Here is a 25,007-nt window from a genome sequence, read left to right on the forward strand (position 1 = left end):
GCTTCAACGACTTCAGAACCCTTTGCCATGGAAAACCGATTGACTGGTGCCGCGCGACTGGCTGAACTGGCTCGAATCAAGACAGCCCGAAAAAGAAAAGACCGTGTGATCGAGTTGATTTTGCTGTTTGCAGCCAGCGTGTCGGTTTTCACCACGCTGGGCATCATGTATGTGCTGATCAGCGAATCGGTGGTCTTTTTTACCCATGTTCCGTTGTGGGATTTCTTAACCGATTCTCAGTGGACACCGTTGTTTGACGACGCCCATTTTGGCATTGCCGTGTTATTGGCAGGTACCCTGTCGAGTTCTTTGGTGGCGCTGCTCATTGCCATTCCCCTGGGCACCATCATTGCCATTTATTTGTCCGAATTTGCCGAGCACCGCATTCGCGAAGTGCTAAAACCCGTGTTGGAATTGCTGTCCGGCGTGCCTACCATCATTTATGGCTTTTTTGCCCTGCTGTTTGTGACGCCGCTGATTCAAACAATTTACCCTGATCTGCCCACGTTCAACGTGTTGTCGGCAGGTATTGTGATGGGCATCATGATCATTCCGTATGTGTCGTCCCTGTCCGAAGATGCCATGCGTGCCGTGCCCATGAGTCTGCGCGAAGGTTCTTACGCCATGGGTGCCACCAGATTCCAGACCGCAATGCGTGTAGTTGTGCCGGCGTCGATTTCAGGCATTGCGTCAGCTTACATCCTGGGCATCTCTCGCGCCGTGGGCGAGACAATGATTCTGGCGGTGGCTGCGGGTATGCAACCCAATTTGTCGCTTAACCCGCTGGAGCCGGCTGCCACCGTGACTTCTTTCATTGTGCAGGTGGCTTTGGGTGACTTGCCGCATGGCAGCATCGGCTACCAGACCATTTTTGCCGCTGGCCTGACGCTTTTGCTGATCACGCTTTCGTTCAATCTGTTGGGGCACTGGATGCGCCGTAAATTCCGGGAGGCTTATTGATGGCTACGCAAATGTCGCGCTCCGAAGAACTCAGGGCGATCATCAAACTACATAAGCGCTGGGACCTGATTTTTGCCGCAGTAGGGATTCTGGCTATCGCGATTGCCATCTTTACCCTGCTGGCTTTGTTTGGCCAGATGGTGATGGATGGCGCACCGCGCATCACGGCCGAGTTCTTTACCAACTTTCCGTCGCGACGGGCGGGACAGGCTGGCATTTTGTCGGCGTGGGTCGGTTCGTTTTTTGTCATGCTTGTCACCGCCTTGTTTGCCATTCCGGTGGGCATTGCCAGCGCCATCTACCTGGAAGAATACGCCCGCAAGAATTGGTTTACCGATGTCATCGAAATCAACATCAGCAACCTTGCCGGTGTGCCGTCGATTGTTTACGGTTTGCTGGCGCTGGGGCTGTTTGTCTATACCTTCGGCTTCGGGCAAAGCATTTTGTCTGCCGGCTTGACGCTGGCACTGCTGATTTTGCCGATTGTGATTGTCACCACCCGTGAGGCCTTGCGCTCCATCCCGCAGGTAGTGCGCGAGGGAGCTTATGCCTGCGGCGCCACCAAATGGCAGGTGGTCAGCGACCACCTGGTGCCCTACAGCATGCCGGGTATCCTGACAGGTGTGATCATCGGCTTGTCGCGCGCCATCGGCGAGACGGCGCCCATCATCACCATTGGGGCCTTGACGTTTATCGCCTTTTTGCCACCCGTGCCGTTTACTGGCGAACCGGCGGCGGGCATGTTCGACTGGCTGTTTTCGCCGTTCACCGTCATGCCGATCCAGATTTTCAACTGGACCTCACGGCCCGACCCGGCGTTTCATGCCAATGCGGCCGCTGCCAGCCTGGTGCTGGTGGTGCTGACGCTTGGCATGAACGCGCTGGCCATCTGGCTGCGATACCGCCTGCGCAAGAACATCAAGTGGTAAAACCTTTAAAGAGAAACTTAGCTATGTCTTCTACCATCACGCTTCCGGACAGTCCGCCAGTTTTGAAAGCCGAATCGAAAGATCTTGATTTTTATTACAGCGATTTCAAAGCCCTCAAAGGTGTTTCGATGCCGGTTTACGAGAACCGTGTCACTGCCCTGATCGGTCCCAGCGGTTGCGGCAAGTCCACTTACCTGCGCTGCTTCAACCGCATGCACGATCTCTATCCGGGGCACCGCTATGACGGCAAAATCGAACTGCACCCGGATGATGTCGATATTCTGGATGCTTCGGTGGACCCGATCGAGGTGCGCATGCGCATTTCCATGGTGTTCCAGAAACCCAATCCTTTTCCCAAATCCATTTTCGAAAATGTGGCTTACGGCTTGCGGGTGCGCGGTGAAAAATCAGAAACCTACATCGAAGACAAGGTGGAGGCAGCGCTCAAGGCTGCTGCCATCTGGAACGAGGTGAAGGACCGCATTGCCGAACCGGCAACCAACCTGTCGGGCGGGCAGCAACAGCGCCTTTGCATTGCCCGGTCGCTGGCCACCGACCCTGAAATCATCCTGTTTGACGAGCCCACTTCAGCGCTGGACCCGATTGCAACCGGTAGCATTGAAGAACTCATCAGTGAGATCAAAAGCAAGGTGACGATCCTGATCGTCACCCACAACATGCAGCAGGCAGCGCGTGTGTCCGATTTTGTGGCTTATATGTACCTGGGCGAGATGGTCGAATATGGTCAAACCACTGACATTTTCATGAAGCCCAAGCGTCAGGAAACCGAAGACTATATTACCGGCCGTTTTGGTTAAGCAACAAGGATATTGCCATGAGTGAAAAACATTTATCAAGCCAATTCGACAGTGAACTCGGCGCCGTCTCCACCCGTGTCATGGAACTGGGTGGCTTGGTCGAATCGCAGATTCGCCAGGCCATTTATGCCTTGTCGCAGTTCAGCGTCGAGGTGGCCGACCAGGTCACTGAGACCGAGACCCGGGTCAATGCCATGGAGGTCGATATCGACCGTGAACTCTCCAGTATCATTGCCAGGCGTCAGCCCACAGCGCGCGATTTGCGCCTGCTGATTGCCATCTCCAAGGCGACTGCCAACCTGGAGCGGGTGGGCGATGAAGCCGCAAAAATTGCCCGCATGGTGCGCTCCATCATCCAGAGCGGCGCACCGCGCTCGCTGCCGTCGCTGGAGTTGCGCGTGGCCGCCGACTTGGCCTCAGGCTTATTGCGCAAGGCGCTGGATGCCTTTGCCCGGCTCGACACCACGGCCGCACTGGCCATTCTTAAAGAAGACGACCTGATCGACAAGGAGTTCGACGGTTTTGTGCGCAAGCTCATCACTTACATGATGGAAGATCCGCGCATGATTTCGCCCAGCCTGGACCTGCTTTTTTTGGCCAAGGCGATTGAGCGCATTGGCGATCACGCCAAAAATATTGCCGAACTGATCATCTATATTGTCAAAGGAACCGATATTCGCCATGCACCCATGGCGGAAATTGAGTCGGTGGTGAAATGAGACGTTTGCCCGGTGTGCTGATCGTTGAAGATGAGCCTGCCATCGCCGAGCTGATTTCGGTCAATCTGCGCCACAACGGGTTTCGGCCGATCTGGGCCATGGACAGCACCTCGGCGCAAGCGGAGTTGGATAACACGCTGCCTGATGTGATCTTGCTCGACTGGATGTTGCCCGGCGAAAGTGGGCTGGCATTGGCCAGGCGCTGGCGCGCGCACCCCCGCACCAAAGCCATCCCCATCATCATGCTGACTGCGCGCGGCGACGAGGTGGACCGGGTGGCGGGGCTCGATGCTGGTGCCGACGACTACATTGCCAAACCGTTCTCTACCAAGGAACTGCTGGCGCGCATGCGTGCCGTGCTGCGCCGACGCGCGCCCGAGCGTGACGCTGGTGTGGTGACGCTTGGCGAACTGAGTCTTGATGCAGCCACTTACCGCGTCACCTACCAGGGGCAGTTGCTGAAGCTGGGTCCCACCGAGTTCAAGCTGTTGCATTACCTGATGAGCCACGCCGAACGCGTTCACAGCCGTTCCCAGTTGCTCGACAAGGTCTGGGGCGACCACGTGTTCATTGAGGAGCGGACGGTCGATGTGCACGTCAAGCGCCTGCGCGAGGCGCTGGGCGAGGCCGGCCAGTTGGTGGAAACCGTGCGTGGCGCCGGCTATCGCCTGACTGCGCAAACGGTGCTGGCAAAACCGGCCTGAACCGGGCGCACGCATGCTGGGCCGCGTCATTTTCTTTTCGGGATGTTTGGCGGCAGGGGCTTTGCTGGGGTTTTGGCTTGATGAATATTGGCCTGAATACGATGCGGTCCCGATTGGTCTGGTGCTTGCGGCCGCCATCTGGATAGTGCTGGACAGCGCCCGTGCCAGCCAGTTTCTGGTTTGGCTGCGCCGGGACCGCATGGCTGATGGCGGCCCAAAATCTGGCGTTTGGGGCGAATTCACCGACCGCGTCCGGCGCATGCTGCGTGAGCGGGAGCGCCAGACCAAAGAAAGTCAGGCGCGTCTGCAGGATTTCCTGTCTGCCTTGCAGGCCTCGCCCAACGGCGTCATGTTGCTCGATGGCGAGGCGCGCATCGAGTGGTGTAACCAGACTGCGGCTGCGCATTTTGGCCTTGATCCCCAGCGCGACCTGATGCAGACCATTGGCAATCTGGTGCGCGATCCGGGTTTTGTCAGCTATCTGGCGGCGCGCAATTTTGAGACCAGCCTGACCATGCCGGGTCGCGACAGCACGCCTTCGCATCCGGTCACGCTGTCGGTGCAGCTTCATCGGTATGGTGACGGGCGCAAATTGCTTTTGTCGCGCGACATTACGGCGCTTGATCAGGCCGAGGCCATGCGGCGCGATTTTGTGGCCAATGTGTCGCACGAAATTCGCACGCCCCTGACGGTGCTGGCGGGTTTTGTGGAGACCTTGCAGACCCTCAACCTCGACGAATCTGAGCGCCAGCAATACCTCGCCCTGATGGCGCAGCAGGCCGACCGGATGCAGACCCTGGTGAGCGATTTGTTGACACTCTCCAAGCTGGAAGGCAGTGTGCCGCCAGGTCTGGAGACGCGCGTGGCAGTGCCGGCAATGATGCGCCAGCTCAAGAATGATGCTCTGGCGTTGTCGCATGTCATGGGGGCAGCCGGGGACACGGATCACCAGTTTGCATTCGAGTGCGCATTTGACGGCTATTTGGCAGGCGCTCCCAGCGAGCTGCTCAGTGCCTTGGGCAACCTGATCAGCAACGCGGTGCGATATACGCCGTCGGATGGGCGCATCAGCGTGAGCGTTCGCCAGCGCACGGATGGCTGCCTGGTCTTTTCGGTGGCCGATACCGGGCCTGGCATTGCCGCCGAGCACCTGGGTCGCCTGACCGAGCGCTTTTACCGCGTGGATCGAAGCCGTTCACGCGAAACTGGTGGCACTGGCCTGGGCCTGGCCATCGTCAAGCATGTGGCGCAGCGCCATGGGGCCATCCTGTCAATCGAGAGCACAGTTGGCAAAGGCTCTGTATTTAGTCTGATTTTTCCGGGCTCGAGGGTGGTGCCGACCGCTGCTCTGGCTGACGCTGATACAGTTGCAGGGAGTCTTTCCGTTCTGCAGGATGTCCCAGCGAGCGCCGCAATTGCCAACTCGAACCCGGGGTGATGTCCGCGCGCCTGCTGGCCGCGCCAATGTCTGCGATCAACCATTGACACGGGCTTGTGGCATCGAGCGTTTGCAGCTCAAGCGCGCCATGGAATTGAAACGCCGCGATCTGGCTTCGGCTCAAGCCCAGCGTGGCCACGCAGCCGGGTGACTGCGGTACCACAGCGATGACCAGTTTGACCATCGGTGCGTAGCTTCTGGCAAAGTCAAGCAAAGGCAAACACAGGGTCATCAGCAGCAGCCAGTTCAGGGCTACCCCTCCTGCAGGCAGCACCACGCTTTTCCAGATTGCCTTCCGGTGCCTGCCGACCCGCCATTTGACCAGCCAGACCCAGACCAGTGTGGCGCAGACAGCGATGACAAACGGCGTCCATGAAAAGTGGTGGACAAAGCCGGGCGCCAGCCGCGCCACGTTGGCGGCTGGTTGTGCCGGCATGCCGGTCTGCATGGAAATCCAGACCACCCAGATCACGAGCGCGCATCCAGTGAAAAAGACCAGGGTAAACCAGTCGATCAGCGCTCCCACGCTGCGACTCAGCGTGGGCAAGGCAAAGGCTGCCAACGCGGCCAAGGCCGGCAAGGCCAGAAGCAGCGAGCGATCGGCTGCGCTGGTGGTCAAGGTCGCCACACTGGCCACGGCGACAAACCAGATCGGCAACCAGAGGTGCAACCCGGTGAAGCGCGCGCTCACAAGCTGGCGGCGCCAGCGCCAAAGCGTCAGGATGGCCAACGGCCAGGCAGGCCAGGTAAACCACAAAAAAAGTTGCCCCAGGCTTTGCCATTCGGCGAGGTTGGCTCGGGGTAATTCAATCCGCCAGCGCCATAAATTCAAAATGGTGGCCACCACGGCAGACGCGATGGCCAACGCAACCAGCCCCGTTGCCCCAAATTTCATTTGCGCCGCATTGGTGGTGTCGGTCGGTGGTGCCAGCAGATAAAGGCTGGCGCTGCCCAGCCCCAAAGCCAGAGCCATGGAAGGTGCGCCCGACAGCATGAGCCCCAACAGCGCCACACCGGCGCTGACTCCGGATGCCCACGGGCGGTAGGGCAGGGCAGCCGTGGCGTAAAACAGCAGGGACGTGAAGCACAACTGTGTCAGCGCGGGGGTTGTTTCATGGGCCAGTTGTGCCAGCCCCAGGCAGGCAATGAAGGCCAGCAAAGCGCCATCGGCGATGGCGCGTGCGTAGTCCGTCGGGTGGGCTTCGCCGCCAAAGGCAAAGGCCACCGGCTGTGCCTTCGGATTGCGCGCCAGGTAGTAGGTGCCGTACCAAGTGGCCATCAGCGCCAGCGCCAGCAATAGCATGAAAGGGAAACGCGCGACCAGATCAGGGGGCAGCCAGCGGGGAGCCAGTTGCAAGGTCCAGGCACCCAGCCAGTAGGGCAGCAAGGCATCCACGTCAGGACTCAAGCCACCCAGAGTTGGCTGCCACCAGTCAGAGGCACCACGGGCCAGCTCCGCCATGTAGCCGAAGGTGGTGATGTCGTTGTACTTCCAGGGAACACGCCCCAGAAAACCGGGCAATATGTAAGCTATGCAAAACAGCAGCAGCGCCGGGCGCGGCAAGCGCTTGACAGCAGCTTGAGCAACGATGGCGGGGGTGGGCTGATTCACGGCGAGCGCTGGTTAAAGAGAGCTTTGATCAGTGCAAAGAAAAAGGCAGCGCGGCGTGACCCGGCTGCCTTTGGCAAAGCGCTTTTTTGCGGCTTACTTGGCCGCGGTTTTGCCGAAGCGGTTGCGGAAGCGTTCCACGCGGCCACCCATGTTGTCCACCGATTTTTGTGTGCCGGTGTAGAAGGGGTGTGATTCGCTGGAGGTGTCAAGCTTGAAGAGCGGAAGTTCGCGGCCATCTTCCATTTTGATCATTTCTTTGGCGTTGGCGCAGGAGCGCGTCACGAATTTGAAACCATTGGACGAGTCCAGGAAACAAACGTCGCGGTAATTGGGGTGAATGCCTTCTTTCATGTGTTCTCCATCAGATGCGTTAGCCGCGTCAGCCCTTGCGCAACCCATTGCGCAATTCAAAGCCGCTCGTACTTTTCGCTAAAAACCAGTGATTATAGAGCAGCCGAAGGGCCTGCATTGATTAACCGCCGCGACGCATCATGTCGAAGAACTCGCTGTTGTTCTTGGTGGCTCGCATTTGCTTGAGCACCATTTCCATCGACTCGATCTCGTCCATGTTGTACAAAAACTGGCGCAGGATGCGCGTTTTTTGCAGAATGTCGGGCGCCAACAAGAGCTCTTCGCGGCGGGTGCCGCTGCGGTTGAGCTGGATCGACGGGAACACGCGCTTTTCGTACAAGCGCCGGTCCAGATGAATTTCGCTGTTGCCGGTGCCTTTGAATTCTTCAAAGATCACCTCGTCCATGCGGCTGCCGGTGTCAACCAGGGCTGTGGCGATGATGGTAAGTGACCCGCCTTCTTCCACATTGCGCGCGGCACCCAAAAAGCGTTTCGGGCGCTGCAGCGCGTTGGAGTCCACGCCACCGGTGAGCACCTTGCCGCTGGAGGGCACGACGTTGTTGTAGGCGCGCGCCAGGCGGGTGATGGAGTCGAGCAGAATCACCACGTCTTTTTTCAGTTCGACCAGGCGTTTGGCCCGCTCGATCACCATTTCGGCGACGTGCACGTGGCGCGCGGCGGGTTCGTCAAAGGTCGAGGCAATTACCTCGCCCTTGACGGTGCGCTGCATCTCGGTCACTTCTTCCGGGCGCTCATCGACCAACAGCACCATCATGTAAATGTCGGGGTAATTGGCAGCAATGGCGTGCGCAATGTGCTGCATCATCACCGTTTTGCCGCTCTTGGGTGGTGCCACCAACAGGGCACGCTGACCTTTGCCGATGGGGGCAATGATGTCGATGATGCGCCCGGTGATGTTTTCTTCGCCCTTGATGTCGCGCTCCAGGCGCATCTGCACATTGGGAAACAGCGGTGTCAGATTCTCGAACATCACCTTGTGTTTGTTGTCTTCGGGGCCGCCACCGTTGACTTTTTCCAGCTTGTTCAAGGCAAAGTAGCGCTCGCCGTCCTTGGGTGTGCGCACTTCGCCCTCGATCATGTCGCCGGTGTGCAGGTTGAAGCGTCGCACTTGGCTCGGGCTGATGTAGATGTCGTCTGTGCTGGCGGTGTAGCTGGTGTCGGGGCTGCGCAAAAAGCCAAAACCGTCAGGCAATATTTCCAGCACGCCATCGGCAAAAATCTGCTCACCGGCCCGCGCGCGCTTCTTGATGATGGCAAACATCAGCTCCTGCTTGCGCATGCGGCCCGTGTTTTCGATCTCAAGATCTTCGGCTTGTTTGAGGACTTCTGACACGTGCAGTGCCTTGAGTTCGTTTAAATGCATGAATTAGCTCAGTGGGTGATTGGAATCTGCCGGGAGGGAAATGGTTTGGCGCTAAGGACTTGTGAGGATTCAAGTCGCATCGGCTTTGCGCCTGTGGTTCAAGCTGACCCTTGGTGAGGGAGAGCGAATGCTGAGAATTATGACAGGAAAAAGTCCCGGCGCGGATGGCCGGTCCCAGAGCAGATGCGCGGCACCTGCAAGAAATCGGCTCAGGCCAATTGCTGATCGATGAAAGCGGTGAGCTGGGCTTTGCTCATGGCGCCCACTTTGGTGGCTGCCAACTGGCCGCCTTTGAAGATCATCAAGGTGGGAATTCCGCGAATGCCGAATTTGGCCGGTATGTCGCGGTTCTCATCGACATTCATCTTGGCGATCTGCAATTTGCCTTCGTAGGCCGTCGATACTTCGTCCAGGATCGGTGCAATCATTTTGCACGGACCGCACCATTCGGCCCAGTAATCCACCAGCACGGGAACATCGGCTTTGAGCACATCGCCTTCGAACGATGCATCGGACACATGTTTGATCAGTTCACTGGCCATGGTTTTTTCCTAAAAAAAGGTTTTAAAAGAATACAGTGGGGAAATTGTGACAGAAACCAAATGAGTGCATGCAAAATTCAGGTAGCAAGATGAAGAAAGTAATGGTTGTCGGCGCTGGTCCGGCAGGTTTGATGGCGGCTGAGGTTTTGTCCGGCGCAGGCGTTGCTGTGCAGCTGCTTGATGCCATGCCCAGTATTGGACGCAAGTTTTTGCTGGCTGGTAAAGGCGGGTTGAATTTGACGCATGCCGAACCTGCCGACCTGTTTGCCTCGCGCTATGGAAAGCGACGGCCGCAAATTGAGGCGCTGTTCAAATCATTTGATTCAACCAGCGTGCGTGACTGGGCGGCCTCGCTGGGCATCGACACTTTTGTGGGCAGTTCGGGACGTGTTTTCCCTGCCGACATGAAAGCTGCGCCGCTGTTGCGGGCCTGGCTGACGCGGCTGCGCCACCCCAAAGTTGGTCCGTCGGTGGAATTTTTGATGCGCCACCGCTGGATCGGGTGGCACCAGCCCGTGCCCCAGGCCACGGATGCTGGCGCGCAGGCTGGCAACAGCTGGCTTGACTTCGAAACGCCATATGGCCCGCTGCAGGTGCAGGCCGACGCTGTGGTGCTGGCACTCGGCGGCGCCAGTTGGGCGCGTCTGGGTTCCAACGGCGCCTGGGTGCCGTGGTTGCAGGCCAAGGGGGTGGACATGGCGCCGCTGCTGCCCGCCAACTGTGGCTTTGATGTGCAAAACGGCTGGAGCACGCACTTTGCCAGCCGCTTCGCGGGCCAACCGTTCAAGTCGGTGGCGATTGAATACACCAATAGCCAAGGTCACAAGTTTGCCCGCAGGGGAGAGTTTGTGGCCACGGCCTCCGGGGTCGAAGGCAGTCTGATCTATGCCGCATCAAGCTGGCTGCGCGATGACATCCTGGTGCATGGCACGGCCACATTCCAACTGGATTTGCTTCCTGGCTTGCCAATGGAGCGGGTGCTGGCCGAGGTGCAACACCCGCGTGGCTCGCGCTCGCTGTCGAGCCACCTCAAGAGCCGCCTGCATATCGAGGGAATCAAGGCGGCCATCCTGCATGAATTGTTGAGCAAAGAACAAATGACCGACCCGCTTCAATTGGCCAAGGCGATCAAGGCTTTGCCGATCACCTTGGCGGCGGTGCGCCCGATCGACGAAGCTATTAGCAGTGCCGGTGGCGTGCAGTTCGAGGCCATGACGGAGCAGCTGATGTTGGCGACTTTGCCGGGTATTTTTTGCGCCGGTGAAATGCTCGACTGGGAAGCGCCCACGGGCGGCTATTTGTTGACTGCCTGTCTGGCAAGCGGTTATTGCGCGGGACGGGGGGTTTTGGCATTTCTCGAAGAAAAATAAACTTTCCCGGTTTGTCGGGAATGAGTAGTCCTTCCGGGTTCCTGATGCGCCTGTGCTTGCTATGGACCGGCTTGAACGGCAGTCAGGGTCATGCAAGCTCAACGTCCATAATTATGAATTCAGTTTTACATAACCACCGGAGACAGCCCATGACAAATTACGCCGAGTTTCACCACCGTTCGATCACGGACCGCGACGCTTTCTGGGGTGAACAAGCCCGCTTGGTGGAGTGGAAAGTTCAGCCCAGCCAGATTTGTGATTACAGCAACCCGCCGTTTGCCAATTGGTTTGCGGGCGGCGTGACCAATCTGTGCCACAACGCTGTGGACCGGCATCTGAAAGATCGTGCCGACCAGGCAGCGCTGATTTTTGTCTCGACCGAAACCAATCAGGAAAAGGTGTATTCGTTCCGGGAACTGCACGCTGAAGTGCAGCGTATGGCCGCTATCCTCAAGGATATGGGCGTGGCCAAGGGTGACCGGGTTTTGATCTACATGCCCATGATCGCCCAGGCGGCGTTTGCCATGCTGGCCTGCGCGCGCATTGGCGCCATTCACTCGGTGGTGTTTGGCGGTTTTGCTTCCGGCTCTTTGGCGACACGCATTGAGGACGCGGCGCCCAAGGTCATTATCAGTGCCGATGCGGGTTCGCGCGGCGGTAAGGCGGTGGCTTACAAACCGCTCCTCGATGAGGCCCTCAACCTGTCGAGCTACAAGCCGGAGGCGGTGTTGTTGGTCGATCGCGGCCTGGTGCCGATGGAATTGGTCGCGGGGCGCGACAAGCTGTGGGCCGACCTGCGTGAAAAACACATGAACACCGTGGTGGAATGCGAGTGGGTCGATGCCACCCACCCCAGCTACACGCTGTACACCAGCGGTACCACTGGCAAGCCCAAGGGCGTGCAGCGCGACACCGGGGGTTATGCCGTGGCGCTGGCCGCCAGCATGAAACACATTTACTGCGGCAATGCGGGTGAAACCTATTTCTCGACCAGTGACATCGGTTGGGTGGTGGGCCACAGCTACATCATTTACGGGCCGCTGATTGCCGGCATGGCGACGATCATGTATGAGGGTCTGCCGACGCGTCCTGATGGCGGCATCTGGTGGAGCCTGATTGAAAAATACAAAGTCACGGTGATGTTCAGCGCGCCCACCGCGATTCGCGTGCTGAAAAAGCAGGATCCGGCGCTGCTCAAGAAATATGACCTGTCAACGCTCAAAGCGTTGTTCCTGGCGGGCGAGCCGCTCGATCAACCCACCGCCCAGTGGATCAGCGAAGGCCTGGGCCGGCCGATTGTCGACAATTACTGGCAAACCGAAACGGGCTGGCCGATCCTGAGCATTTGCAAGGGGGTGGACGATGCGCCCACCAAGTTCGGCTCGCCGGGCAAGGCGGTGTATGGCTACAACGTCAAGTTGCTCGATGAAACGACCGGTGAAGAGCTCAAGGGCGCCAACCAGAAGGGCGTGGTCGCCATTGAGGGCCCACTGCCGCCCGGCTGCCTGCAAACGGTGTGGGGCGATGATGCGCGCTTTGTCAGCACCTACTGGACAACCATTCCCGGGCGCATGATTTACAGCACCTTTGACTGGGGCATCCGCGATGAAGATGGCTACTACTTCATCCTGGGGCGCACCGATGACGTGATCAATGTGGCGGGTCACCGCCTGGGTACCCGCGAAATTGAAGAAAGCATCTCGGCGCATCCGAACGTGGCCGAAGTCGCGGTGGTAGGGGTGGCCGATCAGCTCAAGGGGCAGGTCGCCATGGCATTCGCGGTGGTCAAGGACGCCAGCCTGATTGCCGATGAGGCCAGCGCGCTCAAGATGGAGGGCGAAATCATGAAAATCGTGGACAAAGACCTGGGCGCGGTGGCGCGACCTGCCCGCGTGCGCTTTGTCACTGTGCTGCCCAAGACTCGCAGCGGCAAGTGCCTGCGCCGTGCCATCACGGCAGTGTGCGAAGGCCGTGACCCCGGCGATCTGACCACCATGGACGACCCGGCTGCCCTGCAGCAAATCAAGGACTTGATCAATTCCTGATCAGGGTCAATAGCTGCCTGTAAGGATTGTGCCGCTTTTCGGTGGCACAATCCCTCTTTGCATCAGGCCCTTCCAACGCCACTGTCGCATCCGCCAAACGGTCAAGCCGTGACGCGGGAGGTTAATTTAACCATCAGCTTTAACCAGCCAAAGTTTCCCCAAGGGAAATGAAAGTCAGCGAAACATGAGTGAGACCAACACGGTTTACCAAGCCTATCAGGCGAACACCTACCTTTTTGGTGGCAACGCACCGTACGTCGAAGAGATGTACGAAAACTACCTCGACAACCCCGGCAGCGTGCCTGATTCCTGGCGCGAGTATTTCGATGCCCTGCAGCACGTGCCCGCCGTCGATGGTTCCAATGCCAGGGACGTTCCCCACCAACCCGTCATCAATGCTTTTGCCGAGCGCGCCAAACAGGGCGGTACCAAAGTGGTGGTGGCCGCTGGCGCCGACTCCGATCTGGGCCGCAAACGCGTTTTCGTTCAACAACTGATTGCTGCGTACCGCAACGTCGGTTCTAACTGGGCCGACCTGGATCCGCTCAAGCGCACCGAGCGCCACCCCATTCCCGAGCTTGAGCCTTCGTTCTACGGTTTTTCAGATGCCGACCTTGAGACCGTGTACAACACCAGCAACACCTTCTTCGGCAAAGAAGTCATGGCCCTGCGCGAGTTGCTCAACGCGCTGCGCGAAACCTATTGCGGCTCCATCGGTGCCGAATATATGTATTTGACTGACCAGACGCAAAAGCGCTGGTGGCAGGAAAAACTGGAAAGTGTGCGCAGCAAGCCCAATTTCAATGAAGAGCAGAAAAAACACATTCTCGACCGTCTGACCGCCGCCGAAGGACTGGAGCGCTTCCTGCACACCAAATACGTGGGCCAGAAGCGTTTTTCTCTGGAAGGCGGCGAGAGTTTCATCGCCGCGATGGACGAACTGATCCAGCAAGCCGGCACCAAAGGCGTGCAGGAAATCGTGATCGGCATGGCCCACCGCGGCCGTCTCAACGTGCTGGTCAACACCCTGGGCAAAATGCCCGCCGATTTGTTTGCCGAGTTCGACCATTCCGCGCCCGAGGAACTGCCCGCGGGTGACGTCAAGTATCACCAGGGATTCAGCTCGGACGTGACCAGCCCGGGCGGCCCGGTGCACCTGAGCCTGGCGTTCAACCCGTCACACCTGGAAATTGTCAACCCGGTGGTGGAAGGTTCGGTGCGCGCCCGCATGGACCGCCGCGCCGACCCGACCGGCCGCCAGGTGCTGCCGGTGCTGGTGCATGGCGATGCCGCTTTTGCTGGCCAGGGCGTGAATCAGGAAACCTTGGCGCTGGCGCAAACGCGTGGCTACAGCACTGCGGGCACAGTCCACCTCATCATCAACAACCAGATTGGTTTCACCACTTCCGATCCGCGCGACATGCGCTCCACGCTGTACTGCACCGACATCGTTAAGGGCGTGGAAGCGCCAGTGATTCACGTCAACGGCGATGACCCAGAAGCCGTGGTGCTGGCTATGCAGTGGGTGCTTGACTTCCGCATGGAATTCCGCAAGGACGTGGTGCTCGACATCATCTGTTTCCGCAAGCTTGGCCACAACGAGCAGGACACGCCGGCGCTGACGCAGCCGCTGATGTACAAGAAGATCGCGGTCCACCCCGGCACTCGCAAGCTTTACGCTGACAAACTGGCGGCGCAGGGTCTGGGCGCCACTCTTGGCGACGATATGGTCAAGGCCTTCCGCGCTGCCATGGATGCGGGCAAGCACACGGTGGACCCGGTGCTGACCAATTTCAAGAGCAAGTACGCCGTTGACTGGACGCCGTTCCTGGGCAAGAAATGGACCGATGCCGGCGACACCGCCATCCCGATGTCGGAGTGGAAACGCCTGGCCGAAAAAATTACCACCATTCCGGCCAGCGTGACACCGCACCCGCTGGTGAAAAAAGTCTATGACGACCGCGCTGCCATGGGACGCGGCGACATTCCCGTGGATTGGGGCATGGGGGAACACATGGCCTTGGCGTCGCTGGTGGCCAGTGGGTACCCGGTGCGCTTGTCAGGCGAAGACTGTGGCCGCGGCACCTTTACCCACCGCCACGCGGTTATCCATGACCAGAGCCGAGAAAAATGGGACGTGGGCACCTATGTCGCGCTGCAAAACGTGGCTGAAAACCAGGCCCCTTTCGTTGTCATTGATTCCATCCTGTCGGAGGAAGCCGTGCTGGGCTTCGAGTACGGCTACGCGTCGAACGACCCCAACACGCTGGTGATCTGGGAAGCGCAGTTTGGCGATTTTGCCAACGGTGCCCAGGTGGTGATCGATCAGTTCATCGCCTCTGGTGAAGTCAAGTGGGGCCGTGTCAATGGCCTGACCATGATGTTGCCCCATGGCTATGAAGGCCAGGGCCCGGAACACTCTTCAGCCCGGATCGAGCGCTTCATGCAGCTCGCGGCCGACACCAACATGCAATTGGTGCAACCCACCACCGCCAGTCAGATATTCCACGTGCTGCGCCGCCAGATGGTGCGCAACCTGCGCAAACCGCTGGTGATCTTCACGCCCAAGTCGCTCTTGCGCCACAAGGATGCAGCCTCTCCGCTGGCTGAATTCACCAAAGGCAGCTTCCAGACCATCATCCCGGAGCAAAAGGCGCTCAAGGGTGACAAGGTCAAGCGCCTGGTCGTCTGTTCCGGCAAGGTCTATTACGACCTCGTCAAGAAGCGTGAAGAAAAGGGTTCCGACGATGTGGCCATCATCCGCCTGGAACAGCTGTACCCGTTTCCGCACAAGGCCTTTGCCACCGAACTCAAAAAATACCCCAATGCAACCGATGTGGTGTGGACGCAGGATGAGCCACAAAACCAGGGCGCCTGGTTTTTTGTGCAGCACTACATCCACGAGAACATGCTTGAGGGGCAAAAGCTGGGCTATTCCGGCCGGGCCGCATCGGCATCACCCGCTGTCGGCTATTCGCACCTGCACCAGGAGCAGCAGAAAGCGCTGGTTGAAGGCGCCTTTGGCAAGCTCAAGGGGTTCGTCCTCACCAAGTAGGGCAGTCACCCCCTTCATGCCGTTTGCAGCGGGCGCAGACCCGCTGTCAAGACACTCAAGATCATTTTTGAAAGAACCGTTATGGCAATCGTAGAAGTCAAAGTTCCGCAACTTTCCGAATCCGTGGCCGAAGCCACCTTGTTGCAGTGGAAGAAAAAAGTGGGCGACGCCGTCGCCGTGGATGAAATCCTGATCGATGTGGAAACCGACAAGGTGGTGCTGGAAGTGCCCGCGCCGTCAGCCGGCGTCATCGTCGAAATCATCGAACCCGATGGCAGCACCGTCGCTGCCGAGCAGCTCATTGCCCGCATCGACACCGAAGCCGTTGCCGGCGTTGCGCCGGTGGTGGCGGCGATGGCTGCGGCTGCGGCTGTGGTCCCTCTCGCTGCGGCCACGGCCAACGCTTCCTTGGCTGGCGTGGCGATGCCCGCAGCTGCCAAGTTGATGGCGGACAACAAGCTGGCAGCCGGCTCGGTGGCAGGCACGGGCAAGGACGGCCGGGTCACCAAGGGAGATGTGCTGGCTGCGGTGGCCGCGCCAAAAGTGGCAACTGCGCCGACCGTGCACGTCAGGGCCGCAGCCCCGTTGTTGACCCAAGTGCCGGCACCTGCCAGCAGCCTGGCGGATCAATTGGCGGGTCGCCCGGAACAGCGCGTGCCGATGAGCCGCCTGCGCGCCCGCGTTGCCGAGCGCTTGCTGCAATCGCAATCCACCAACGCCATATTGACCACGTTCAACGAGATCAACATGGCGCCGGTGATGGACATGCGCAAGCGTATGCAGGAGCGCTTCGAGAAGGAGCATGGCGTCAAGCTTGGCTTTATGAGCTTCTTTGTCAAGGCGGCTGTGCATGCGCTGAAAAAATTCCCGGTGCTTAACGCTTCGGTCGATGGCAACGACATTGTCTATCACGGCTACTTCGACATCGGCATTGCCGTGGGCTCGCCGCGTGGTTTGGTGGTGCCGATTTTGCGCAATGCCGACCAGATGAGCTTTGCCGATATCGAGAAAAAAATTGCCGAATTTGGCAACAAGGCGCGTGACGGCAAGCTGGGCATGGAAGAAATGACCGGTGGCACGTTCTCGGTTAGCAATGGCGGCACTTTTGGCTCGATGATGTCCACACCCATCATCAACCCACCGCAAAGCGCCATTTTGGGCATTCATGCCACCAAAGACCGCGCCATGGTGGAAAACGGCCAGGTGGTGGTGCGCCCGATGAATTACTTTGCCATGAGCTACGACCATCGCATCATCGACGGCCGCGAAGCTGTGCTGGGCCTGGTGGCCATGAAAGAGGCACTGGAAGACCCGGCGCGTCTGCTGTTTGATATTTGACAACCTGAAACTTTGCGGGACAGACCGCATTACGCGAAGCGTGCAAGCTCTGTCCTCAACTGACTAGAAAGTGAATAAATGAGCAAGCAATTTGATGTGATCGTGATCGGTGGCGGTCCCGGGGGCTATATAGCCGCCATTCGCGCCGCACAGCTGGGCAAAAACGTGGCCTGTGTGGACGAGTGGAAAAACGCCAAGGGCGGCCCGGCGCCTGGTGGCACCTGCACCAATGTGGGCTGCATTCCGAGCAAGGCGCTGCTGCAGTCCAGCGAGCATTTCGAGCAGGCCAGCTACCACTTTGCCGACCATGGCATCACGGTCAAGGGCTTGAGCATGGATGCCGCCAAAATGGTGGCGCGCAAGGACGCCGTGGTCAAGCAGAACAACGATGGCATCCTGTACTTGTTCAAAAAGAACAAGGTCAACTTTTTCCACGGGCGTGCCTCGTTCGTCAAGGCGGTAGAGGGTGGCTATGAGATCAAGGTGGCTGGTGCCGCCGAGGAAACCCTGGTCGGTCAGCAGGTCGTTGTGGCGACCGGTTCCAATGCCCGTGAGCTGCCCGGAGCGGCATTTGACGAGTCCATGGTGCTGTCCAATGTCGGCGCGCTGGCGCTGACCGACGTGCCCAAGAAACTGGGCCTGATTGGCTCCGGCGTGATCGGCCTGGAGATGGGCTCGGTCTGGCGTCGTCTGGGTTCCGAGGTCACCATTCTGGAAGGTCTGCCAGACTTCTTGGGTGCCGTTGACCAGCAGATTGCCAAGGAGGCGCACAAAGCCTTCGTCAAGCAGGGTCTCAAGATCGAACTTGGTGTCAAGGTGGGTGATATCAAGGTCGGCAAAAAAGGCGTGAGTGTGGCCTGGACCAACGCCAAGGGCGAAGCCCAGAACCTCGACGTCGACAAACTGATCGTGTCGATCGGCCGCGTGCCCAACACAACGGGCCTGAGTGCCGAAGCGGTGGGCCTGAAGCTCGACGAGCGCGGCGCGATCATGGTCGACGCGGACTGCAAGACCAATCTGCCCGGCGTCTGGGCGGTGGGTGACGTGGTGCGCGGCCCGATGCTGGCGCACAAGGCCGAGGAAGAGGGTGTGGCGGTGGCTGAGCGTATTGCCGGGCAGCATGGCCATGTCAATTTCAACACCGTCCCCTGGGTGATTTACACCAGCCCCGAGATCGCCTGGGTCGGCCGCACCGAGCAGCAGCTCAAGGCCGATGGCGTGGCTTACAAGGCGGGCACTTTCCCGTTCCTGGCCAACGGCCGCGCGCGTGCCCTGGGTGACACCACCGGCATGGTCAAGATGCTGGCCGATGCGACCACGGACGAGATTCTGGGCGTGCATATCGTTGGCCCCATGGCCAGTGAGCTGATCGCCGAGTGTGTGCTGGCTATGGAGTTCCGAGCCAGCAGCGAGGACATTGCACGCGTCTGCCATGCGCACCCGTCCCTGAGCGAGTCGACCAGGGAAGCGGCGCTGGCGGTTGAGAAACGCACGCTGAACTTCTGATGGCTGAGAAATAAGCTGACGACCTATTTTTCGCAAAGAGGCATCGGATTTCCCCCAATTTAGCCATCGACAGTGCTTTGACAGTCAAAAAAATCTACCAGGCCGAGTTGCTGGCGCGCGGCTACAGCGCCGACCCGGCGCAGTTGCGCGCCTTGCAAATGCTTGAAACCTGTGCGCGTGAATGGGGCAAATACCGTGAACAGCGCTCCAATGCGTTCAAGAAGTTGATCAATCGCCCGCCCATTCCGCGCGGCGTTTACATGTACGGCGGCGTGGGCCGGGGCAAGAGTTTTTTGATGGACTGTTTTTACAGTGCTGTCCCGCTCAAGCGCAAGACGCGTCTGCATTTTCACGAATTCATGCGCGAGGTTCACCGCGAGCTGGCGGCCATGCAGGGCACGGTGAATCCGCTCGACTTGCTGGCCAGGCGCATGGCTGAAAAATTCCGCCTGATCTGCTTTGATGAGTTTCATGTGTCTGATGTCACCGACGCCATGATTCTGCACCGCTTGCTGACAGCGCTGTTCGAGCAGGGCGTGGGCTTTGTCACCACTTCCAACTTCAAGCCGGATGATTTGTATCCCAACGGACTGCACCGCGACCGCATTTTGCCGGCCATTGCCCTGCTCAAGGCGCGTTTGAACGTGATCAATGTCGATAACGGGACCGATTACCGTGGGCAGACCATGGCGCAGCTTGAGCTGTACCACACGCCTCTGGGGGATGCAGCAGAAGAAAAAATGCTGAATGCTTTCGAGCGCCTGGCCGAATCCCAGGACGAAGACCCGGTGTTGCAGATCGAAGCCCGCAAAATCCATGCGCGACGCAAGGCAGGCGGTGTGGTGTGGTTTGACTTCAGAACTCTATGCGGCGGTCCGCGCTCGCAAAACGATTACCTTGAAATAGCCAGCCAGTTCCATACCGTGTTTCTCAGCGAAGTGCCGCAGATGCCGCCACGGATGTCTTCTGAAGCCCGCCGTTTTACCTGGCTCATCGATGTGTTGTACGACCGTCGCGTCAAGCTGATCATGTCGGCGGATGTCCCTGCGGCGGAGCTCTATACCGAGGGGCAGATGAGCAACGAGTTCGCCCGTACCGTGTCACGACTTCAGGAGATGCAGTCGGCAGAGTTTCTGGCCTTGAGTCGCCGTGATGTGGATACCTGTTTGACGTGAAAGCCGTAGTGACTCGGCTCAAGCCCTCGCGGGTTCAAATTTGACGATCACCAGCGACAGGTTGTCGCCACTGCCGTGCGCCCGGACCCTGGCCTTTTCAATCAGGAATTCCGTGGCTTCACGGGGAGCCAGCGCGGCCACCACATTGCCCAGTTCTTCATCGGTGAAATAGTGCCAGACACCGTCGCTGCATGCCATCAAGGTATCGCCTGCAGACATCTGGGGAATGTCATGAAGTGTCATGGTCAGGTCACTGGCGGTACCCAGACAGCCCATCAAAATATTTGATTTGGGATGGCTTTTGGCCTGTTCTTCTGTGATTTCACCGTAATCCACCAGCATTTGAACGTAGGAGTGATCGAGCGTGCGCTTGATTAACTTGTTGCCCTGGAAATAGTAGATGCGGGAATCGCCGGCATGAATCCAATGGCAGTCCCCCCCAGGGTTCAACAAAAAGGCGGCGATGGTGCTGTGGGGCTCCTCTTCAGCCGAAATGGCGATCAGCTTGATCACCGTATGGGCTTCGTTGAGCAATTGTTTCAGGATGGCTTGCGGGGCATCTGTGGCCGGGTCATAGCGCTCAAAGAGTTGACGCGCCGTCAGCATGACCTGGTCTGACGCCTTGCGTCCGCCACTGCGTCCACCCATGCCATCAGCCAAAACCGCCAGCAAACAGCCTTTGATTCTGGGGTGGCTGAGCAAGACCACCTGATCCTGCTGGTAGTCTCGATCGCCTTTGTGGATGCCGGTCGAGGCGGTGAGTCGATAAGCGGGAGGGGTCATGCAGCTACCATATCTTCCACCAGGGGTCGTTCTTCGACTTGAGGCCCTGCACCAGATAGGGGGTCTGCGGGTAATTCTTTTCCAGCACGCGTTGCGTGTCATCGCGCAAGGCGGTCATGCCCAAGGCGTCGTAAGACTTGACCATGATGAATAGGGCTTCTTCCAGAGCAGGAACGCCCTGGTAGTCAACAATGGCGGTCTGGGCCCGATTGATCGCCGCCAGATAAGCGCCACGCTGATAGTAGTAGCGTGCCACATACACCTCGGATTGCGCCAGCGAGTTCACGATGTAATTCATGCGCTGGCTGGCCTCTGCGGCGTAGCGCGAGTCGGGGAAGCGGCTGGTCAGTTCCTTGAACGATTCGAAGGAATCCTTGGCGGCTTTTTGATCGCGTTCTGCCAGATCCTGGCGGGTCAAGCCTGAAAAAAGTCCGAGATCGTCGTTGAAATTGACGATGCCCTTGAGGTACAGGGCGTAGTCGAGGGCCGGGCTCGAAGGATGCAATTTGATGAAGCGGTCGAGTGTTGCGATCGCCAGCACAGGCTCACCGGCTTTGTAGTGGGCATAGGCCTTGTCGAGTTGCGCTTGTTGTGCCAGAGGCGTTCCGGCTGCGCGTCCTTCGAGCTTTTCCAGCAGCGGGATGGCCTTGTCATAAGCGCCACTGCTCATTTCGTCCTTGGCCTCGGCGTATATTTTGTTGGGGCTCCACTCGGCCGTTGGGTCGGTCGTGGTGGTGGAGCAAGCGCTCAGCAAGACAAAGCTGCCAGCCAACATCCGGACACAAACGGCAGATAATTTGGCATGAGACATAGCGAAAGACTTTCTTGAAAAAAACAGAGTTGATTATATCGGGCACCCTCACCCTGGACGAGCTGGAAGGGAGCGTACAGGTCGAGCCGGAAATGGAGCAACGCCCGCTTGTTTTTAATGCTGCCCACCATGGTATGCGATTGGACCGGGCGTTGGTTGATATGGTGCCGGAATTTTCCCGCAGTTATTTGCAGCAATTGATCGATTTGGGTCGCGTCTGGCTCAACGGTCGGGTGCTGGTCAAGGCCTCCCATAGGGTCCGGGCCGCAGATACGGGGTTGATCGAGCTGAGGCCAACGCCGCAAAGCCAGGCGTTCAAGGCCGAAGCCATGGCGCTCGACGTGGTCTATGTCGATGCGCATTTGCTGGTCATCAACAAGCCCGCCGGTCTGGTGGTCCATCCCGCCCCCGGCAACTGGGCGGGCACCTTGATGAACGGGCTTCTCGCTTATGACGCCAAAGCTTTCGATTTGCCGCGTGCCGGCATCGTCCATCGCCTTGACAAGGACACCAGCGGCCTGATGGTGGTGGCGCGCACCCGTAGCGTGATGGATGCGCTGGTGCGCGCCATTGCCGCGCGTGAGGTAAAACGCCAGTACCTGGCGATTGGGCAGGGGCACTGGTCGGGTGCCCTCCGGTGCGTGGTCGATGTGGCCATTGGCCGCGATCCGGTCAATCGGCTGCGCATGGCCGCTGTCGATCTGTCACTGCATCCGGGAAAAGCAGCCAGGACCGACTTTGACCTGCTCGCCAATGCAGACCGCGCCTGTCTGGTGCAATGCACCCTGCACACCGGCAGAACCCACCAGATCAGGGTCCACATGGCCAAACTGGCGCACCCGCTGGCTGGCGATGCGCTTTATGGCGGATCGATGGCGCTTGGCATTCAAAGGCAGGCGTTGCACGCCTATCGGCTTGCTTTCGTGCACCCGGTCACCGGGCTAGCGATGGACTTTTCTGCCGTTCTGCCCGATGATTTTTCACAGGCGCTCAACCCTTTGGGGCTCAAGTACAATCGAGAGATACTTTAATTTGTTGTTCCACTGAGCAACTGATGCGTCGCCGAACACTTGTTTGGTTTGCCACGCCCCTTCCATTCTTTGTTTTGATGTCTGTATCGGCATCCCTTTTCACTATCGCGACACCATGAAAACTTTGGATGCCAAGTGCATTCTTGAAGCGGCGTTGATGTGCGCCCAACAGCCGATGTCGATGCATGACATACTGTTGCTTTTCGGGCAACAGCAGAGCGCGGCCGACATCCGTCTTTTGTTGAACGCACTGCAGCAGGACTGGTTGCAGCGGGGGGTGGAATTGGTGCAGCTGGCGAGCGGCTGGCGCTTCCAGAGTTGTGCAGAAATGCGGCCTTACCTGGATCGCCTGTATCCGGAGAAGCCGCCGCGCTACGCACGTGCCACGCTGGAGACCCTGGCCATCATTGCCTACCGTCAGCCTGTCACCAGGGGTGATATCGAGGACATTCGCGGCGTTACCGTAAATTCGCTGACGATCAAGCAACTCGAAGACCGGGGCTGGATCGAGACGATCGGGCATCGAGATACGGTCGGGCGGCCAGCGCTGTTGGCCACCACACGGCAATTTCTGGACGATTTGGGACTGGCTTCGCTGGACCAACTGCCTTTGCTGTGCGACTCGGTTTCCGCCATGGATGGCCTAGACCTGGCACTGGCTTCGAACCCTGAGTTGAACTGGTCTGAAACTGCGGTTTCTGTTGAGGTCGAAGTAGCGGTGACGAACGTGGAATCAAAGGAATCAACATGAAACATGAACAAACCGGTCGCCAGGAGTCCCTTGCAATCCGGTTCGAAGACGTTGTCTCGGGTCAGTTTGATGCAGAAGACACGCAGGTCACAGCCCCGCTCAAGAGGGTGCTGACGCCGCAGCCAGAGTCGCCCAAACTGCATAAGGTATTGGCGCAGGCCGGCATGGGGTCGCGACTGGAGATGGAGCAATTGATCATGGAGGGGCGCATCACCGTCAACAACGAGCCTGCGCATATCGGGCAGCGCGTTCAGTTCGGTGACCACGTCAAAGTCAACGGCAAACCGATCCGCTTCAGGATCGAGCCGCCGCCAGCCCGGGTCATTGCCTATCACAAGCCTGCTGGTGAGGTGGTGTCCAACGACGATCCGCAAAACCGTCCCACCGTTTTTCGCAAGTTGCCCAAGCTGTTCCAAGGCAAGTGGCAGGCCGTGGGTCGGCTGGATCTGAACACCGAGGGCCTGCTGCTGTTCACCAGTTCCGGTGAATTGGCCAACAACCTGATGCATCCGCGCTTTGGCCTGGAGCGAGAGTACGCGGTGCGGGTGCTGGGTGCCTTGAGTCCGGAAGAAAAACAGCGCTTGCTCGAAGGCGTCAAGCTTGATGATGGCCTGGCTAGTTTCGGCTCCATCGAACCCGGTGGCGGCGAGGGCGCCAACTGTTGGTACCGGGTCACCATTTCCGAGGGCCGCAACCGGGAAGTGCGGCGCATGTTTGAAGCCGTTGGCCATGCTGTGAGCCGTTTGATCCGGATCCGCTACGGCGCCATGGTGTTGCCGCGCGGCCTCAAGCGCGGTGCCTGGATGGAACTCGACGCGGCCGACATCAACGCACTGACGCAAAAAGCCAGGAATTCTGCCGCGACCGCCAGCGCAGATGCCGGGGCGCCTTCGCCCGACGAAGGTGCGACCCTTGCACAGCCACCACGTTTGCCTTTGCGCGGTCCTCGCCCGGCGGGGCGCAACCAGGGTGGGCGCAACAACAAGCCCGCCAACAATGCCAATGCGGCGGCAAAGTCCCAGCCGGATCCGCTAAAAACCAATTTCGGCTATATCGGCGCCGACAGTTACAACCGGCAACGACAGGAGCAGGGCAGCAAGCGTGGCGCGGGTTCTGGATCGTCCGGCGCCAGACGCATCGGCAGAAGCCGTTGAACTGGGGGCTTGGCCTCGTCGGCGGGGCAATGCCAAGCAGATCAGGTTAACATCCAAGGTTTTGACAAACGCGTCAAAATCCACATTTATAAGGAAAAATCATGACCATTGAACGTACCCTTTCCATCATCAAACCCGATGCCGTCGCCAAAAACGTGATCGGCCAGATTTACGCGCGATTCGAGGCTGCGGGGCTGAAAATCGTGGCCGCCAAAATGGCCCATCTGTCGCGCCGCGAGGCCGAGGCTTTTTATGCCGTGCACAAGGCGCGTCCCTTTTTCAAGGATCTGGTGGACTTTATGATTTCCGGTCCGGTCATGATCCAGGTGCTCGAAGGCAAGAACGCCGTTCTGAAAAACCGCGAACTCATGGGCGCCACCGATCCCAAAAAGGCTGACCCAGGCACCATTCGTGCCGATTTTGCCGACAGCATCGATGCCAACGCGGTGCATGGCTCCGACGCGGCTGAAACCGCTGCCGTGGAAATGGCGTTTTTCTTCCCCGGTATGAACATTTACGCGCGCTGATATC

General features: G+C 58.8%; 21 protein-coding genes. 16 read left to right on the plus strand and 5 right to left on the minus strand.

Annotated features, from left to right (window positions below; translation table 11 throughout):
* Positions 1-27 precede the first annotated feature (27 nt).
* The 6 genes from pstC to phoR are packed head-to-tail and all read left to right on the plus strand — an operon-like array spanning position 28 to position 5,568.
* Positions 28-960, plus strand: coding sequence for a phosphate ABC transporter permease subunit PstC (gene pstC / locus PHF15_RS11300; RefSeq protein WP_300121228.1), 933 nt, complete (start codon positions 28-30; stop codon positions 958-960).
* Positions 960-1,889, plus strand: a complete 930-nt coding sequence (pstA, locus tag PHF15_RS11305) for a phosphate ABC transporter permease PstA (RefSeq protein ID WP_300121230.1) — start codon at positions 960-962, stop codon at positions 1,887-1,889. The genes pstC and pstA overlap by 1 nt, the downstream gene beginning before the upstream one ends.
* 23 nt (positions 1,890-1,912) lie before the next feature.
* Positions 1,913-2,707 (plus strand): phosphate ABC transporter ATP-binding protein PstB, encoded by a 795-nt coding sequence (pstB, locus tag PHF15_RS11310; protein WP_300121231.1) that lies wholly within the window; start codon positions 1,913-1,915, stop codon positions 2,705-2,707.
* 17 nt (positions 2,708-2,724) lie between these two features.
* Complete coding sequence (gene phoU, locus PHF15_RS11315; protein WP_300121232.1) at positions 2,725-3,426, plus strand: phosphate signaling complex protein PhoU; 702 nt, start codon at positions 2,725-2,727, stop codon at positions 3,424-3,426.
* Positions 3,423-4,130, plus strand: coding sequence for a phosphate regulon transcriptional regulator PhoB (phoB, locus tag PHF15_RS11320; RefSeq protein ID WP_300121234.1), 708 nt, complete (start codon positions 3,423-3,425; stop codon positions 4,128-4,130). Before phoU ends, phoB begins: the two co-directional genes overlap by 4 nt.
* A 13-nt stretch (positions 4,131-4,143) precedes the next feature.
* Complete coding sequence (phoR, locus tag PHF15_RS11325) at positions 4,144-5,568, plus strand: phosphate regulon sensor histidine kinase PhoR (RefSeq protein ID WP_300121235.1); 1,425 nt, start codon at positions 4,144-4,146, stop codon at positions 5,566-5,568.
* A gap of 1,705 nt (positions 5,569-7,273) precedes the next feature.
* Here the strand turns inward: phoR and PHF15_RS11335 are convergent.
* From PHF15_RS11335 to trxA, 3 genes are all read right to left on the minus strand, one after another.
* The gene (locus tag PHF15_RS11335; RefSeq protein ID WP_300121236.1) at positions 7,274-7,531 is read right to left on the minus strand and encodes a type B 50S ribosomal protein L31; all 258 of its coding nucleotides are present in this window, start codon (positions 7,529-7,531) and stop codon (positions 7,274-7,276) included.
* 121 nt (positions 7,532-7,652) lie between these two features.
* Complete coding sequence (rho, locus tag PHF15_RS11340; RefSeq protein ID WP_300121237.1) at positions 7,653-8,915, minus strand: transcription termination factor Rho; 1,263 nt, start codon at positions 8,913-8,915, stop codon at positions 7,653-7,655.
* Between the two features lie 209 nt (positions 8,916-9,124).
* On the minus strand, positions 9,125-9,457 hold the full coding sequence (gene trxA, locus PHF15_RS11345; protein ID WP_300121238.1) for a thioredoxin TrxA: 333 nt from the start codon (positions 9,455-9,457) through the stop codon (positions 9,125-9,127).
* Between the two features lie 101 nt (positions 9,458-9,558).
* On the opposite strand from trxA, the gene PHF15_RS11350 reads away from it, so the two are divergent.
* The 6 genes from PHF15_RS11350 to zapE all read left to right on the plus strand — a co-directional run bounded on the left by PHF15_RS11350 (position 9,559) and on the right by zapE (position 19,946).
* Positions 9,559-10,827: a TIGR03862 family flavoprotein gene (locus PHF15_RS11350; RefSeq protein ID WP_300121239.1), complete on the plus strand. Its 1,269-nt coding sequence runs from the start codon at positions 9,559-9,561 to the stop codon at positions 10,825-10,827.
* 113 nt (positions 10,828-10,940) lie between these two features.
* Positions 10,941-12,872: a propionate--CoA ligase gene (locus tag PHF15_RS11355; protein WP_300121240.1), complete on the plus strand. Its 1,932-nt coding sequence runs from the start codon at positions 10,941-10,943 to the stop codon at positions 12,870-12,872.
* Between the two features lie 184 nt (positions 12,873-13,056).
* A complete protein-coding gene (locus PHF15_RS11360) occupies positions 13,057-15,927 on the plus strand; it encodes a 2-oxoglutarate dehydrogenase E1 component (protein WP_300121241.1) in 2,871 nt (956 codons plus the stop codon).
* An 81-nt stretch (positions 15,928-16,008) separates the two neighbouring features.
* The gene (gene odhB / locus PHF15_RS11365) at positions 16,009-17,265 is read left to right on the plus strand and encodes a 2-oxoglutarate dehydrogenase complex dihydrolipoyllysine-residue succinyltransferase (RefSeq protein ID WP_300121242.1); all 1,257 of its coding nucleotides are present in this window, start codon (positions 16,009-16,011) and stop codon (positions 17,263-17,265) included.
* 78 nt (positions 17,266-17,343) lie between these two features.
* A complete protein-coding gene (gene lpdA, locus PHF15_RS11370; RefSeq protein WP_300121243.1) occupies positions 17,344-18,771 on the plus strand; it encodes a dihydrolipoyl dehydrogenase in 1,428 nt (475 codons plus the stop codon).
* Between the two features lie 77 nt (positions 18,772-18,848).
* A complete protein-coding gene (gene zapE, locus PHF15_RS11375; RefSeq protein ID WP_300121244.1) occupies positions 18,849-19,946 on the plus strand; it encodes a cell division protein ZapE in 1,098 nt (365 codons plus the stop codon).
* A gap of 18 nt (positions 19,947-19,964) precedes the next feature.
* Here the strand turns inward: zapE and PHF15_RS11380 are convergent, their stop codons facing one another.
* Positions 19,965-20,729 (minus strand): protein phosphatase 2C domain-containing protein, encoded by a 765-nt coding sequence (locus PHF15_RS11380; protein ID WP_300121245.1) that lies wholly within the window; start codon positions 20,727-20,729, stop codon positions 19,965-19,967.
* Between the two features lie 4 nt (positions 20,730-20,733).
* On the minus strand, positions 20,734-21,540 hold the full coding sequence (locus tag PHF15_RS11385; protein WP_300121246.1) for an outer membrane protein assembly factor BamD: 807 nt from the start codon (positions 21,538-21,540) through the stop codon (positions 20,734-20,736).
* 92 nt (positions 21,541-21,632) lie between these two features.
* Here PHF15_RS11385 and PHF15_RS11390 point away from each other — a divergent pair, with 92 nt between their 5' ends.
* From PHF15_RS11390 to ndk, 4 genes are all read left to right on the plus strand, one after another.
* The gene (locus tag PHF15_RS11390) at positions 21,633-22,571 is read left to right on the plus strand and encodes an RluA family pseudouridine synthase (protein WP_300121321.1); all 939 of its coding nucleotides are present in this window, start codon (positions 21,633-21,635) and stop codon (positions 22,569-22,571) included.
* 115 nt (positions 22,572-22,686) lie between these two features.
* Complete coding sequence (gene scpB / locus PHF15_RS11395) at positions 22,687-23,322, plus strand: SMC-Scp complex subunit ScpB (protein ID WP_300121247.1); 636 nt, start codon at positions 22,687-22,689, stop codon at positions 23,320-23,322.
* Positions 23,319-24,476, plus strand: a complete 1,158-nt coding sequence (locus tag PHF15_RS11400; protein WP_300121248.1) for a pseudouridine synthase — start codon at positions 23,319-23,321, stop codon at positions 24,474-24,476. The genes scpB and PHF15_RS11400 overlap by 4 nt, the downstream gene beginning before the upstream one ends.
* Positions 24,477-24,577: 101 nt before the next feature.
* The gene (gene ndk, locus PHF15_RS11405; protein WP_300121249.1) at positions 24,578-25,003 is read left to right on the plus strand and encodes a nucleoside-diphosphate kinase; all 426 of its coding nucleotides are present in this window, start codon (positions 24,578-24,580) and stop codon (positions 25,001-25,003) included.
* Positions 25,004-25,007 lie beyond the last annotated feature (4 nt).

The organism is Rhodoferax sp. (assembly GCF_028689295.1).
In the GTDB taxonomy this organism is placed as follows: Bacteria; Pseudomonadota; Gammaproteobacteria; order Burkholderiales; family Burkholderiaceae_C; genus Rhodoferax.